The organism is Sphingobium sp. AP49, from assembly GCF_000281715.2.
Classification (GTDB): Bacteria; Pseudomonadota; Alphaproteobacteria; order Sphingomonadales; family Sphingomonadaceae; genus Sphingobium.
Genome location: NZ_CP124576.1, coordinates 1,419,692 through 1,433,846, shown reverse-complemented (window position 1 = coordinate 1,433,846; position 14,155 = coordinate 1,419,692). Strand labels below are relative to the sequence as shown.

General features: G+C 64.7%; 17 protein-coding genes. 8 read left to right on the top strand and 9 right to left on the bottom strand.

Annotation, left to right across the window (positions count from 1 at the left end):
• The first annotated feature begins 22 nt into the window (after nt 1–22).
• Nucleotides 23–1,693, top strand: a complete 1,671-nt coding sequence (locus tag PMI04_RS07005; protein ID WP_007710007.1) for a glycoside hydrolase family 43 protein — start codon at nt 23–25, stop codon at nt 1,691–1,693.
• On the opposite strand, the gene PMI04_RS07000 is transcribed toward PMI04_RS07005, so the two are convergent.
• Nucleotides 1,651–2,424, bottom strand: a complete 774-nt coding sequence (locus tag PMI04_RS07000) for a methyltransferase domain-containing protein (protein ID WP_007710005.1) — start codon at nt 2,422–2,424, stop codon at nt 1,651–1,653. The genes PMI04_RS07005 and PMI04_RS07000 overlap by 43 nt on opposite strands.
• Nucleotides 2,425–2,482: 58 nt before the next feature.
• Between PMI04_RS07000 and PMI04_RS06995 the strand changes: the two genes are divergently transcribed.
• The 3 genes from PMI04_RS06995 (at nt 2,483) to bfr (ending at nt 4,593) form a co-directional block, all read left to right on the top strand.
• Complete coding sequence (locus PMI04_RS06995; protein WP_007710003.1) at nt 2,483–3,727, top strand: DUF418 domain-containing protein; 1,245 nt, start codon at nt 2,483–2,485, stop codon at nt 3,725–3,727.
• Nucleotides 3,728–3,781: 54 nt separating this feature from the next.
• Complete coding sequence (locus PMI04_RS06990; protein WP_007710000.1) at nt 3,782–3,952, top strand: (2Fe-2S)-binding protein; 171 nt, start codon at nt 3,782–3,784, stop codon at nt 3,950–3,952.
• Nucleotides 3,953–4,113: 161 nt separating this feature from the next.
• Nucleotides 4,114–4,593 carry a bacterioferritin gene (bfr, locus tag PMI04_RS06985; RefSeq protein WP_004211204.1) on the top strand — a complete coding sequence of 160 codons (480 nt, stop codon included), beginning with the start codon at nt 4,114–4,116 and terminating at the stop codon, nt 4,591–4,593.
• 110 nt (nt 4,594–4,703) lie between these two features.
• Here the strand turns inward: bfr and PMI04_RS06980 are convergent, their stop codons facing one another.
• Nucleotides 4,704–5,111 (bottom strand): (deoxy)nucleoside triphosphate pyrophosphohydrolase, encoded by a 408-nt coding sequence (locus PMI04_RS06980; protein ID WP_007709997.1) that lies wholly within the window; start codon nt 5,109–5,111, stop codon nt 4,704–4,706.
• 81 nt (nt 5,112–5,192) lie between these two features.
• On the opposite strand from PMI04_RS06980, the gene PMI04_RS06975 reads away from it, so the two are divergent.
• Nucleotides 5,193–5,378, top strand: a complete 186-nt coding sequence (locus tag PMI04_RS06975; protein ID WP_007709994.1) for a Flp family type IVb pilin — start codon at nt 5,193–5,195, stop codon at nt 5,376–5,378.
• A 136-nt stretch (nt 5,379–5,514) separates the two neighbouring features.
• Nucleotides 5,515–5,676 carry a Flp family type IVb pilin gene (locus PMI04_RS06970; RefSeq protein ID WP_007709991.1) on the top strand — a complete coding sequence of 54 codons (162 nt, stop codon included), beginning with the start codon at nt 5,515–5,517 and terminating at the stop codon, nt 5,674–5,676.
• 71 nt (nt 5,677–5,747) lie between these two features.
• Here the strand turns inward: PMI04_RS06970 and PMI04_RS06965 are convergent, their stop codons facing one another.
• The 5 genes from PMI04_RS06965 to PMI04_RS06945 form a co-directional block, all read right to left on the bottom strand.
• A complete protein-coding gene (locus PMI04_RS06965) occupies nt 5,748–7,229 on the bottom strand; it encodes a M48 family metalloprotease (protein ID WP_007709988.1) in 1,482 nt (493 codons plus the stop codon).
• 78 nt (nt 7,230–7,307) lie between these two features.
• Nucleotides 7,308–8,252, bottom strand: coding sequence for an acetyl-CoA carboxylase carboxyltransferase subunit alpha (locus PMI04_RS06960; protein ID WP_007709984.1), 945 nt, complete (start codon nt 8,250–8,252; stop codon nt 7,308–7,310).
• 11 nt (nt 8,253–8,263) lie between these two features.
• On the bottom strand, nt 8,264–9,193 hold the full coding sequence (locus tag PMI04_RS06955; RefSeq protein WP_007709980.1) for a tyrosine recombinase: 930 nt from the start codon (nt 9,191–9,193) through the stop codon (nt 8,264–8,266).
• Between the two features lie 14 nt (nt 9,194–9,207).
• Nucleotides 9,208–11,043, bottom strand: a complete 1,836-nt coding sequence (locus tag PMI04_RS06950; RefSeq protein WP_007709976.1) for a hypothetical protein — start codon at nt 11,041–11,043, stop codon at nt 9,208–9,210.
• 5 nt (nt 11,044–11,048) lie between these two features.
• Nucleotides 11,049–11,234, bottom strand: a complete 186-nt coding sequence (locus PMI04_RS06945; protein ID WP_007709964.1) for a hypothetical protein — start codon at nt 11,232–11,234, stop codon at nt 11,049–11,051.
• A 94-nt stretch (nt 11,235–11,328) separates the two neighbouring features.
• On the opposite strand from PMI04_RS06945, the gene PMI04_RS06940 reads away from it, so the two are divergent.
• Nucleotides 11,329–11,877, top strand: coding sequence for a shikimate kinase (locus PMI04_RS06940; protein ID WP_007709960.1), 549 nt, complete (start codon nt 11,329–11,331; stop codon nt 11,875–11,877).
• Nucleotides 11,868–12,983 (top strand): 3-dehydroquinate synthase, encoded by a 1,116-nt coding sequence (gene aroB / locus PMI04_RS06935; protein WP_007709956.1) that lies wholly within the window; start codon nt 11,868–11,870, stop codon nt 12,981–12,983. The genes PMI04_RS06940 and aroB overlap by 10 nt, the downstream gene beginning before the upstream one ends.
• 254 nt (nt 12,984–13,237) lie before the next feature.
• On the opposite strand, the gene rpmE is transcribed toward aroB, so the two are convergent.
• Both rpmE and fabZ read right to left on the bottom strand, forming a co-directional pair.
• On the bottom strand, nt 13,238–13,462 hold the full coding sequence (rpmE, locus tag PMI04_RS06930) for a 50S ribosomal protein L31 (RefSeq protein ID WP_007709952.1): 225 nt from the start codon (nt 13,460–13,462) through the stop codon (nt 13,238–13,240).
• A 213-nt stretch (nt 13,463–13,675) separates the two neighbouring features.
• On the bottom strand, nt 13,676–14,155 hold the full coding sequence (fabZ, locus tag PMI04_RS06925; RefSeq protein WP_007709950.1) for a 3-hydroxyacyl-ACP dehydratase FabZ: 480 nt from the start codon (nt 14,153–14,155) through the stop codon (nt 13,676–13,678).

The window sequence follows — 14,155 nt, the reverse complement described above, 5'->3', positions numbered from 1 at the left end:
GGCAAAAATGGGAGGAGAGGATATGCGCAAGACCCGTCGTGCCGCCTTGCTGTTGCTGGCCGCCATTGCCGGCCCGGCCCTGGCAGGCCCCGCCAGCTTCAGCGATTTTCGCTATGAGGGTCGCGCCCAGGAGCAGGTGACACCCGGCCCGGACGAATATCGCAACCCGATCCTGTCGGGCTATTATCCCGACCCGTCCATAACGCGGGTCGGCGAGACCTATTATCTCGTCAACTCCTCCTTCGCCCATTATCCGGGGCTACCGGTCTTCCAATCGACCGACATGGTCCATTGGCGCCAGATCGGCAACGCGATCGACCGGCCGGACCAGTTTGATTTCAACGGCCTGCGCAGTTCGCGCGGCATGTTCGCGCCCGACATCTCCTTCCATGACGGGCTCTTCTACCTGGTCGGTACCTGCGTCGATTGCGGCGGCAATTTCGTGATGACGGCGAAGGACGCGGCCGGGCCATGGTCCAAGCCCCACTGGCTGCCGTTCGAGGGGATTGATCCATCGATCTACTGGGAAGGCGACCGCGCCTTCATCGTCAATAATCGCGCGCCGGCCGAGCCGCCCCGTTATGAAGGGCATCGGGCGATCTGGGTGCAGGAATTTGACTGGCGCACGCTCAGTATGACCGGCGCGGCGACGCAGATCGTCAATGGCGGCGTCGACATCCGCCAGAAGCCGTCCTGGATCGAGGGACCGCATCTGCTGAAGCGCGAGGGTTTCTATTATCTGATCGCGGCTGAGGGCGGCACCGGCGACCAGCATAGCGAAGTCGTGTTCCGCGCCCGCGACCTGCACGGCCCCTTCGCCCCCTATGCCGGCAATCCGATCCTGAGCCAGCGTAGCTTGGCCCCGGCCCGTCCCCATCCGGTGACATCGGCCGGCCATGCCAAGCTGGTGCAGACGCAGGCGGGCGACTGGTGGGCGACCTTCCTCGCCACCCGCCCCTATGGGCCGGACCTCTACAATATCGGACGCGAGACATTTTTGCTGCCGGTCACATGGCGCGATGGCTGGCCGCATATATTGGAGGCGGGCAAGGCCATTCCCTATGCGGCCAAGCGCCCCGCCCTGCCCATGAGCGATGCCGACGCGCCGCCGACCAGCGGCGATTTTGCCTATCGGGACCGGTTCGACGGGCCGCGCCTCGATATGAGCTGGATCGGGCTGCGGACGCCCAAGGCGCCGGTCTATCGGCTGGAACAGGGTGGATTGGTGCTGGACGGCGCAGCAGCGCTGGGCGACCTCAGCGGCGCCCCTGCCTTTGTCGGGCGGCGCCAGCAGCATCATGTCGCGACCATCAGCACGGACCTAATCTATCGGCCGGAGGCGGATGGCGACCGGGCGGGGCTGGCGGCGGTGCAGTCCGACCGATCCTTTTTGTTCTTTGGCGTGACGCAGACGGACGGCAAGCCGCAGATCGCGCTGATGGTCCGCGAGAACAGCGATCGTGACAGACTGGTCGCTTCCGCGCCGATCGACCCGGCCAAGCCTGTCCACCTGACGATAGGCTTCGATGGCGGCACGGCGCGCTTCGTCTATGGCATAGATGGGCGGGAGGCGGTGCTGGCGCGCGATGTCGATACCCGCTTCCTCAGTACCCATGAGGCCGGCGGCTTCGTCGGCACCGTGGTCGGCCCCTATGCCTGGTTCGCGCGCGTCACCCGTCCGATCAGCAACTGATAGACGTCACGGCCGCCTGCTTCGTCATAGGCGGCCATGACCCGGCGCAGCGCAGCGGGGGAGAGCGGCCGGCGCCCTTCGTCCGGCACCACCGCGCCAATGCCCTTGAGATGGCCGATGAGCGCGCGGGCGCCCTGCCCGTCCAGCAGGACGGTCTCGTCAAAGGCGAAGGCGTCGCCATAGGCCGCCAGCATGGCGCGCAGCGCGTCGAGCGAGGGATAGGCAGGCACGCCCGGCATCAGGTCGCAGGCCGCATGGGCGGCGCGCCATTGGGCGAAACTGCCCTGCCCCATGGTCGAGAAGATCAGGCTGCCGCCGGGGCGGAGCAGCGCCACCAGCCGCGCGATCGCGGCAGGCAGATCATCAAACCATTGGAAGGCAAGGCTGGAGAGGATGAGGTCGAACCATTCGCCCTCGAACAAGGGCGCTTCCCCGTCCATCGTCAGGAAAGTGCCGGCGACCAGCCCGGCCGATGCCGCGCGGTCCAGCATCTGCGGCGAGATGTCGGTCGCGACCAGTTCTGCGCCGGGCCAGCGGGTCTGGATGTCGCGGGTAAGCAGTCCGGTGCCGCAGCCGATTTCCAGGATGCGCGCGACACCATGCGGGCTTTGCCGCTGGGCGATGTCGGCGACCAGGGCTGCGGCCGTCCGCTGCGGCCCGGCATGATCGTCGTACCGGTCCGCCGCCGCGCCGAAGGACTCGCTTATCCGTTGCTTGCGGACCTGATTCATGGGTAGGCGCATGGCAGAGCCATGGCCGCTTGGCCAGCATCTTCAAGGATTGCCCCCCATGACCGCCGTATCGCCCCGTATTCCCGCCATGGACGTGCTGCGTGGCTGCGCCGTCATGGGCATATTGTGGATGAACATCACCGCCTTCGCCCTGCCGCAGAACGCCTATTTCAATCCCGTGGCGGCCGGGCCGATGTCGATGGGCGACATCGCCTTCTGGGCAAGCAGCCTGATCCTGGTCGACGGCAAGATGCGCGGGCTGTTCTCGCTCTTGTTCGGGGCATCGATGCTGCTGCTGATCGACCGGGAGGAAATGGCGGGACGGGACGGGAGGCGAGCGCAACTGGTGCGCGGCGGCTGGCTGCTGGCGATCGGCCTGCTGCACCACATCCTGCTCTGGTGGGGCGACATATTGGTGACCTATGCCGTCGTCGGCACCATCGCCCTTGCCTTCGCCCAGAAGGAACCGCTCGCGCTGGTCAAATGGGCGTTCCTCGCCTTCCTGATCCACTTCCTGATTTGCGGCGCCTTCCTCGCCAGCCTCTATGGCTGGGCGCATGCCGCCGCCGCGCCGGGTGCCGCCGCCGCGACACGCGAAGGCCTGGAGGCCTTCCTGGCCGGCCTGTCCGATCCGAACAGCCCGATCATCCGGCAGGATATCGCCATCTATACCGGCAGCTTTGGCGGGATCGTGCACCATCATCTGACCGGCTTCATCGGCGATTGGCTATGGACCTTCCTCTTCACCGGTTTCGACACGCTGGGCTTCATGCTGCTGGGCATGGCGATGCTGAAGGGCGGCTTCCTGATCGGGCGCTGGCCGGCCGAGCAATATAGGCAGACCGCGCGCCATTGCTTCCTGATCGGACTGGTGCCGATGATCGGCCTGGCCATCTGGGTCGCGACCAGCGGCTTTGCCCCGCTGACCGCCTTTGCGACCGCGCTGCTCTGGTCCTTCCCCTTCCGCATTCCGCTGACCGTCGGCTGGGCGGCGCTGATCCTGTGGCTGCTGGCGCGCCATCGCGATCATTGGCTGGTCGCTCGCATCGCGGCAGCCGGCAGGCTCGCGCTCAGCAATTATCTGGGCACCAGCCTGGTGATGACGGCGCTCTTCTATGGCTGGGGCCTGGGACTATATGGACAGGTCCGCCCGGCCCTGTTTCCCCTCTTCATCCTGAGCGCCTGGGCAATCATGCTGCTGTGGTCAAAAGCCTGGCTCAGCCGATTCGCGATCGGCCCTGCCGAATGGATCTGGCGCAGTCTGCAGCGGGGTAAAGTGCAAAAGATTCGCAAAAGCGCATGATCTCCTATTGCGATCCATTAGCATCTGGCCTATTTCACGGGTCAGGAGAATCCAATGGTCGTCTGTGTTTGCAATGCCATTCGCGAAAAGGATCTGCGGGAAGCCGCACGCGATGGTGCCGATACCCCCTGTAGCGCCTATGCCCGTTTCGGCCGCCGCCCCAAGTGCGGCCAGTGCGTCGGCTTTGCCCGCACGATCATCGCGGCGGAGCGCGCGACGGCCTGATATCATTGCGAAGCAGGCGCAGTAAAAGGCCCTCGGCAATCGCGAACACCACGCAATAGCCGCCTGAAAAATGGCGGTTTTCGGCGGCTTTCCGGCTTAACAACCGGATGCGAAACCTTTATATGTCCGGCCATTCCCAATAACAGCCGGAGCATAGCGCCATGAAGGGCGACCAGAAGGTTATCGATTATCTGAACGAGGTCCTCAAGAACGAGCTGACCGCGATCAACCAATATTTCCTCCACTATCGCATCCTCAACCATTGGGGCATCGAGAAGCTCGCCAAGTTTGAGTATGAGGAATCGATCGACGAGATGAAGCACGCCGACAAGGTGGCGGAGCGCATCCTGTTCCTGGACGGCCTGCCCAATTTCCAGCTGCTTGGCCGGCTGAAGATCGGCGAGACGGTCGAGGAAATCCTCAAGGCCGATCTGGAGCTGGAATATGAAGCGCTGCCCGTGCTGCGCGACGCCATCGCCTATTGCGAGTCGATCAAGGATTTCGTCAGCCGCGACCTGTTCCAGTATATCCTCGAAAGCGAGGAAGAGCATGTCGATACGCTGGAAACCCAATTCGAGATGATCGAGCGCATGGGCATCCAGAATTATGTCCAGCTGCAGAGCAAGGCGAAGGAAGACTGACACCGACGCGCGGGGCCGGCTGTCCGGCGGCCGCCCCGCCCCATGATGGCTGCAAATGCCTGCTTGCAGCCCGACCAAGCGCCCCATGGGGCGCTCAGCCGGCTTCCCGATCAGATGAGCGCTTCCAGAATGCCGATCAGCGGCAGATCGGCCGGCGGCATGTCCAAGGCGTACATTTGGGTCGGTCGAACCCACTGGAGCGCGGTGGCATGCCGCGCCTCCGGCATCCCTTCCCACTTGCGGCAGACATAGAGCAGCAGCAGCAGGTGGCGATCGCCCAGCGGCGCACTGGCGAATGTTGCCGGCGCGAGGCAGCTTTCATGGGTACGAATCCCCAACTCCTCCTCCAGCTCGCGCACCAGTGCCGCTTCGGGCGTTTCGCCCGTTTCGACCTTCCCGCCAGGAAATTCCCATAGATCCGCCATCGGCTTACCGGGCGGCCGTTGCTGCAGCAACACGCGCCCATCGGCATCGACCAAGGCGACGGCAACGACCAGAAACGGGGTAAAACTCTGCATAACGCTCCCTTGAAAGGGCTTTATTAACCCTGGCTCTTTTACATGGTGATGGAGGACTGTCTGTAGCCAACTGGGGGTCACATGCGCGCGTTAATCGAAATCATCGCCCGATCCGCGCTTTGGCGCTCGGAACGTGGTGCCACGGCCGTCGAATATGGGCTGATCCTGGCGATGATCGTGCTCGCCATGATCACGGCGCTGCAAAGCGTTGCGACCCGTACCACGGGCATGTGGAACAATGTCGCGACAGAAGTAACAAAGCATTAACCAACAATTTCTGACAGATCGACTTTCCTCATTAAGCTTTTCTCAACCGAGCCAATTTAGACAGGCCCTTGCTGACCTACATTTAAGAGCGGGGCGGCCGGGTAGTTTAACGTAACCTTTGCCAAGGAGACATCACATGCAGTTCATCCGTAAGATGCTGAAGAACAAAAAGGGCGCGACCGCCATCGAATACGGCCTGATCGCGGCTCTGATCGCCGTCGCCGCCATCGGCGCGATGACCAGCCTCGGCTCGAAGCTGAGCGGCACGTTCAACAACGTTTCGAGCAACCTGAAGTAAGCTCGACGCGAACGACGAAAAAGGGCGGCGGAAGCAATTCCGCCGCCCTTTTCATTTAAGCCATTGCCATTCTACCAGGTGACGATCTTCACCCGTTGCCCCGGACGCAACGCCGATTGCGCGGTCAGGGCGTTGAGCACCAGGAAGCGGTCGAGCGGGTAATCGGTATAGGCCATGCGCCGGCTGAGCGACTGCACGGTGTCGCCCGCCTTTACGGTCAGGACGGCCACCCGGCGGGGCTTGATCGCCGCAGCATCCTGCGCCGACAGCCGCTGCACCGATCGCACCATCGAATCGAACGGACCGACCCCCTTGCCCGCTGCCGTCAGCAGCAGGAAGTGATAGGCCTTGCCGCCGCCAAAATCATAAGCGAACACGGTCGCGTCGATCTGCCCCGACTTGCTGTTGGCCCGCACCGTGCGCCAAGCGGCCGGCAGGCCGTTGACGGTGGTGCGCTGTACCTCACCCGCCGGCGGCGCGCCCTTGTCACCGCCCAGACGCGCAAAGACCGAATCGATATAAGCGGACAGATTGCCGGAATAAGGCATGGCGCTGAATTGCGCCTGGCCGCCCGACCCGGTGATGCTGACGGCATCAGCCCCATTTTCCATGCCGAAACCAGTCGGTGCCGTGAATGCGAGTCGCAGGTCAGGATGCCGGAAGCGGCTGCCGTCGATCACGCCCTGCCGGGGATCGTCGCCATAGAGCACCCCATCCAGCGCATCGAGAAACGGGTCACGGTTGCGCACGCTGCTGGTCGATCCGCTGCGCGCGGCATTTTGCGCGGCGCGCGTTACCCGAGCACCCGGGTCAGGGTGGGTGCTGGCCCATTCCGGCATCGATCGCGCATCGCCGCTGGCCCGGCCGTCCAGCGCAGTCTGTGCCGCGAGCGAAGCCAGCATGCTCGACAGGGCGCGCGGATCATAGCCGGCCGAGGCGAGATAGCGGATGCCCAGGTCGTCGGCCTCATATTCCTGGCTTCGGGAAAATTTCAGCGTCAGGAGTTGCGTCCCCGACCCAATACCCTGCTGCAGCACCCCGCCCAGCGCCGAATCGCCGAGCAGGGCGCCGGTCAGCACCTGCAGCAGCGCGCCACCGATAGCGTTTCGTTGCGCGGCCTGTTGCCGTCGCTGGCCATGCTGGGCGGCGACATGGCCGACCTCATGGCCCAGCACCCCGGCCAGTTCCGCCTCGTCATTCATCAGCGCCATCAACTGGCGCGTCACATAGACATAGCCGCCGGGGATCGCGAAGGCGTTGTTAACCGGGGAATTGAGCAGCGTGACGGTGAAGTCGCCCTGCGCATTGGACAGGCCCGACTGGACGGCGATCCGCCGCCCCACCGTTTCGACATAGCGTGCCTGCGCCCCGGCATAAGCGCCGCCAAATTCCTTGAGCAGTTCTGGATGCTGCTTGGCGCCCGATGCCTTGTCCTGCGCACTGATCGAGGAAGTCGTACGAATCGCCCGTTGCTGCCCCTGCACCACCATCGGTGCCACGCCAGCAACGATCAGGCCGGCCCCCGCGCCGGCCAGCAACCATGTCCGTTTCATTCCGACTCCATCCTTCACCCTCTCCCTGTTACCGGTGCGTAACGAGCGAGGGCAGGATGCCGTTCCACCGGACGGTGGTCAGGCGCCGATCGCCAGAAACTTGTCGGCGCGATCGACACGCAGCGAAGCCGCGTCAAGACCAGCCAGAGCATCCAGTTCCTCACCGATGGCCGCCGCCAGACTCGCGATCGCCTGCACCGGTTCGCGATGCGCCCCGCCCACGGGTTCGGGCACGATCCGGTCGATGACGCCCAGCCCCTTGAGATGCTGGGCCGTGACCTGCATCGCCGTCGCCGCGTCGCTCGCCTTGTCGGCGGTGCGCCACAGGATCGAGGCGCAGCCTTCGGGCGAGATCACCGAATAAATGGCATGTTCAAACATCAGCACACGATTCGCCGCCGCGAGCGCCACCGCGCCACCGGAACCGCCCTCTCCCACCACCACGGCGACCATCGGCACGCCAAGCGCGAGGCAGGCCTCGGTCGAGCGGGCAATGGCTTCGGCCTGGCCGCGTTCTTCGGCCTGCACGCCCGGAAAGGCGCCCGATGTGTCGACCAGGGTCACGACCGGCAGGTCGAACCGGTCGGCCAGTTCCATCAGGCGGATCGCCTTGCGATAGCCTTCGGGCTTGGCCATGCCGAAATTGTGGCGCACGCGGCTGGCGGTATCGTCACCCTTTTCATGGCCGATGACCATGATCTTGCGATCGCCCAGGGTGGCGAAGCCGCCGATGATCGCCTGATCGTCGGCAAAGGCCCGATCCCCGGCCAGCGGCATGAAATTGTCGAACATGCCCGCCACATAATCCTTGAAATGCGGGCGTTCAGGGTGGCGGGCCACCTGCGTCTTCTGCCAGGGCGTCAGCTTGGCATAAATATCCGCCAGCATCTTGCCGGCACGCTGTTCCAGCGTGTCGATCTCGCCGCTGATGTCGATATCACCCACGCTGGCCGTCTGGCGCAGTTCGATGACACGGGCTTCCAGCTCTGCGACCGGCTTTTCAAATTCGAGAAAGCTTACCATGGCGGATGGCGTTAAGGCGCAGACGCTTCGCCGTCAACGCGGGGATGCGCGATCCTGGCCTGCATGCCGGCCAGCGGATGGCGGCTATTGACCAGTTCGACCAAGCGGCGGCTGTCGACATGGGTGTAGATCTGGGTCGTCCCGATATCGGCATGGCCCAGCATCGACTGCAGCGCACGCAGGTCCGCCCCCCCTTCCAACAAATGGGTGGCGAAGGCATGGCGCAGCACATGGGGGCTGACCCGATCGGGCGCTATGCCGGCAGCGGCAGCCAGAGCCTTCACCATCTGATAGAGGCGGATGCGGCTGACATGGCTCTTACCCGAAGGAAAGAGCCAGGGGCTGTCGACGGGAACATGGACAAGCCAGATCGCGACCGCCGCGCGGGCACGATCGGAAATCGGCACCAGCCGTTCGCGCGCGCCCTTGCCCCTGATGATGAGGAAGGGCCGATCAACGGCCAGCGCCTTGCGCGGTAGCGACACCAGTTCGGTCGCCCGCAGGCCTGAACCGTAAAGCAGTTCGATGAGGGCGGACAGGCGCAGGTCGAGCGGCGCGGGATGTTCGACCGACACACGCTGCGCGATCATGTCGAAAAGCCGGTCCACCTCCTGCGGCGACAGGATTTTCGGTAGCGGACGGCGTGTCACCGGGCGCGGCAACGCAGCCGACGGATTGTCGGCTCTCAGCCCCTCTTCCTCCAAAAAGGCATAGAAGGCCCGCAGTGCCGATGCTTTTCGCGCCACACTGGAAGCGGTGAGCGACGCCCAATGCGCCGCCAGCTTGCCCAGCGTCTCCTGATTCGCCTGCGCCAGACCACCGACGATGCTCCCCGCCCCCTGCAGGTCCGTGCGATAGGCCAGCAACGTATTGCGCGACGCGCCCCGTTCCGCTGCCATCATTTCGAGGAAACGGTCGATCAGGACGGCATCGTCACCCATGGATCATATCCGCATCAGGATAATCGGGTCAGAGCCTCGGCCGCGATCATCCGCGCCTCCGGGTCCAGTCCGACACGATGCAACGCCGCCACGACATGATAGAGATGCCCCGGCGGCAGGCGATGCCAGTCATTGCCCTGCATGCCGACGGCTGCGAGCAGCGCCACGGTCGCCTTTTCCCCCCGCAGCGATGCGGCGTCGATGGCACGTGCCCAACGGCTATTGGCGGCCAAGGTGAAACCATTGTCCTGCGCCAGCGCCGCGGCATCATTTCCCGACAGGCGCGACAGGCCGGCCAGCGCGGCAATCAGCATCCGTCCCTTGTCGGGACCGGCATCGCCGACATAGGTCGACACCCGGCCACTGCCGATATCGACCACGGTGCTGGGTGCACCAACGGCCAGCAGCGCCCAGAAATCCTGCGCGCCATTGCCGTCGATTCGGCCGATCGCACCAGCCCAGCGGGCGGCATTGCGGTCATAGCCCGCGGTCAGCATCGCGGCGACCAGATTGGCGGCATCGCGCGCATCCGCCTGAGCGACGGGCAGCGCGGCAGCGGCACGCGCCGTCGCGATCAGGCCGACATAGTCGGGCGCGGACGGATCGCGCCACAAGCTACGCATCGCATCGATACGGCTGCCGACCGACGGCCCGGAATAGGCATTGCGCAGCGCATCCATGCGATCCGCCAGATCGCTGGCCAGATCACCATCAGCGCTCAACTGGCCATAGAAATTGACCAGCCCCTCGCTGGAAAACACGCCCAGCCGCGCTGCGACTTCCGCACCCGGCAGGCGGCGAATGGCCGTCAGGGCCGGGGCACGGGCTTCCCAGGCCCGGACATGCGGACCGACGCTGCCATAAAGATCATCGGGAATTGGCACGTTGAGCGCGGTCGCCAGACCGAAACGCCAGGCGGTAAGACTATCGACGCCGTCCCATTCGATCTTCACCGAGCGGCGGGCGTTGAAGCCCGTCCCGACCACTTTCTCCGCCAGGCGATAATCGATGCCGCGCACGATACCGCGCCGCTGCGCCTGGCTGAGCGCGCCGCTGGCCGATCCCTGATCCCCCGACAGGGCCGGGCAGATCGCCCGGGTCATGTCCCAGCCCGGTTCCTTGCTGAAGCGCAGGGCTCCCGCCGACAGCGGGCACAATCCGGCTGGATCGGCGGCAGCGAGATAGGTCTGCATCGCGATGGCGTAGAGGCGTGGGGAATAGCGATCGGGATCGACGCTCTGCACCAACAGGCGGGCACCGTCCGCTTCCCCCATGCGCAACAGCAGCCAGGCGCGCTCCGCCGCCCAGTCCGCGCCATCGATGCCGCGTGGCGTCTCCGTCGCCGACAGCAGCGCACGACGCAGCAGGATCGACGCCCAGCGCGACATGATCGGCGCGTGGGTCTGCTTCATCAACGCTGCAAGATAGGGTCCATATTCGGCGCCAAAGGCGTCCGGCTCCATCCCCCTGGTCGCCGGTGTCAGCGGACCGATGCGATCCAGCGAACGACGCGCACTTTCGGGCAGGTCATATTTCGCCTTTTCCGCGGCCAGTTCTTCAGCGCTCATGGCCTCGGCGGCAGTGTCCGCCGCATTGCCGATCGCCGCCAGATCAGGGGGCGGAAAAGCGGATGACGGCACCAGCGGCTGGACCGTGGGCACAGGACCAGTCGGTGCAGGAGCATTGGGCACGGGACGCGCCGGCTGCGGCGCCGTTGCAGGCGGCGGCGTGGGATCGCCGAAGCCAGGCGGCAACAGCGATTCGGGCGCCTGCTGCGCGACCACCGGCAAGGCCAGCGCGAGCGCAAAGCTGCCCAGCGCCCATTTCGCATTCCCCCGCAGGCGACGCATCCGATTTACTGGCCCAGTTTTTCGGCCGGAATGACCTTTTCGACGCGCTGTTGCGGCCGCTCGCCACCGCGCGACCACAGGAACGCGACCAGCGCGATCAGGATGACGACAGCGACGATTGGAATGATCGGCAGGCGGGTACGACGGCGCGTACCACCTTCAAAACTGCTAAAGGAACGATTGCTCTTCATGGCCTCTTCTGCGGCTAGCCCGGCACAAAGAGCCAGGCGACAGGGGAAAGTTGCGTTTGCCTCAGCGACGGCTGGCTGTATAGCCCCCCTCGCCATGCAGCGAAACAGCAAATTCCCGGAGAGCAGAGCCAAGCGCGGCCCAATCGTCCTGGTTGGCATGATGGGTGTGGGCAAATCCACCGTCGGCCGCCGGCTTGCCGCACGGCTCGGCCTGCATTTCGTCGACGCCGACGAAGAGATAGAGCGTGCCGCCGGCATGACGATCAGTGAAATGTTCGCGCGCTATGGCGAAGCCCATTTCCGTGACGGCGAGCGGCGTGTCATCGCCCGGCTGATGGACGGCGCGCCCAAGGTGATCGCCACGGGCGGCGGCGCATTCATGCAGGACGATACGCGCGCGCTGATCCTGAATCAGGCGACCGCGATCTGGCTGGACGCGGATATCGACATATTGGTCGATCGCGTGTCGCGGCGCGAAGGGCGGCCTTTGCTGAAGGATCGCGACCCCCGCGTGGTGCTGACCGAACTGGCCGCCATCCGCAACCCCGTCTACGCGCTGGCGCCGATCCATGTGAAGAGCATCGCCGCCCCGCATGAGGTCGCCGTCGACCGCATCATGGAGCAACTTCCCGCATGGCATTAGTTCCCGTCGCGCTGGGCGCGCGCAGCTATGACATCGTAATCGAACAGGGCGCGCTCGACCGCGCGGCCGCGCATCTGGCGCGCTATGCCCGAAACGGGCGACTGGTGGTCGTCACCGACGCCCATGTCGCCGCAGCCCAACTGCCCCGACTCGACGCCAGCCTGCGCAGCGCAGACATAGTGGTCGAGCCGATCATCCTGCCGCCGGGCGAACAGACCAAGAGCTGGCGCCACCTGGAAGAATTGCTCGATGCGCTGCTGGCACTGGAGATCGAGCGCGGAGACCATGTCGTAGCGCTGGGCGGCGGCGTGATCGGGGATCTGGTCGGCTTTGCCGCCTCTATCCTGAAGCGTGGTTGCCATTTCGTGCAGGTGCCGACCACCTTGCTGGCGCAGGTCGACAGTTCGGTCGGCGGCAAGACCGCGATCAATGCCAGCGCCGGCAAGAACCTGATCGGCAGTTTCTACCAGCCCGCCCTGGTCCTGATCGATCCGTCGGTACTCGACAGCCTGCCGCTGCGCCAGACCCGCGCAGGCTATGCCGAGGTGGTGAAATATGGCCTGATCGACGATCCCGATTTCTTCGCCTGGTGCGAGAGCCATGCCGATCGGTTGCTGACCGGCGATACCGAAGCGCGTGCCTATGCGATTGCGCACAGTGTGCGCGCCAAGGCGGCGATCGTGGCGGATGACGAGCGCGAGACATCTGGCCGTCGCGCCCTGCTCAACCTTGGCCACACCTTCGGCCATGCGCTGGAAGCCGATACCGGCTTTTCCGACATATTGCTCCATGGCGAGGGCGTGGCCGCCGGCATGGCCCTGGCCTTCCGCTATTCGGCACGGCTAGGCCTGTGCCCGGCCGAGGATGCCGCGCGGGTGACCGCCCATCTCAAGGCCGTCGGCCTGCCTTATGACCTTGCCAGCGCCCATGTCACCGCCAGCGGTGCCGCGCTGGTCGCCCATATGCTGCACGACAAGAAGATGGCGGCAGGCACCCTGCCCTTCCTGCTGGCGCGCGGCATCGGCCAGACCTTCCTGTCGAAGGATGTGGTGCTGGAGGATGTGGCCGCCTTCCTCGACGCGGATCGTGCTGAAGCGGGCGGCTGACAGGCCCTTCCCGCGAATTTCAGCCCGATTGCATTCGGTAATAATCGGGACATTTCCCCGCAGCATTCGCGGCCTATAACGGCCCTTGTCAGCAGCATCCCCTTGCAGATCCCCCTCTGTCGCTGCTGACACTCCCCTGAACCTCGGCCTCCAGCTTTTAGCTGGAGGCCTTTTTTGTGCCGCGCGCACCTCGCCCGGGCACAAAAAAGGGCGCCCGATGGGGCGCCCTTTCGATATCGTGCCGGTAAGGCCGATTACTTCTTCAGCGTCAGGCCGCCGAAACGCTTGTTGAAGCGTGCCACCTGGCCACCGGTATCCAGCTGGCGGTTGCCACCGGTCCAGGCCGGATGCGACTTGGGGTCGATGTCGAGCGCCATCGTGTCGCCTTCCTTGCCCCAGGTCGAACGGGTCTGGAACGTGGTACCGTCGGTCATCTGAACGGTGATCAGGTGGTAATCGGGGTGGGTATCGGCCTTCATGGCGTATTGCTCCGTGTGCGTGCCGGTTCCGACCGGCTGTGGATGCGGTAAAATGCGAAGGCGCGCCGTTAGCGTTTCCGGCGCGCCAAAGCAAGGAAAAGGATGATCCGAGTATCGTGCGAAAAGTGGGGCCCGATTTTTCGCGTTCAACGATGCGACCACAAAGAATGAGATCGCGCGCCCGACATTCGATTGAATGCCGCGCGCTCCCGCTCAGTCCTTGGGCGGATCGGCAATCATCGCAACGAAATTCGCTTCCGCTGCCAGCTTGCCATCGATCATCGCCCGGCCTGCAAATTTGCACACCGCACCGCGCATCTGCGTCACTTCGACATGCAGGTCGAGCAGGCAACCCGGCTCCACCGGCGTGCGGAACTTCGCGCCGTCGATGCTCATGAAATAGACCAGCTTGCCCGAATCGGCCAGCCCCAGCGAATCGACCACCAGCACACCGGCCGCCTGGGCCATCGCCTCGACGATCAGCACGCCCGGCATGATCGGACGGCCGGGGAAATGGCCCTGGAAAAACGGCTCGTTCATCGACACGGCCTTGATCGCGTGGATCGACTGGCTCGGCACCAGCGACGCCACGCGGTCTACCAGCAGCATCGGATAGCGATGCGGCAGGGCTGCCATGACCCGACGGATATCCATCGGGCCACGGGCTTCCTTGTTATCAACCTCTCCGGTCAT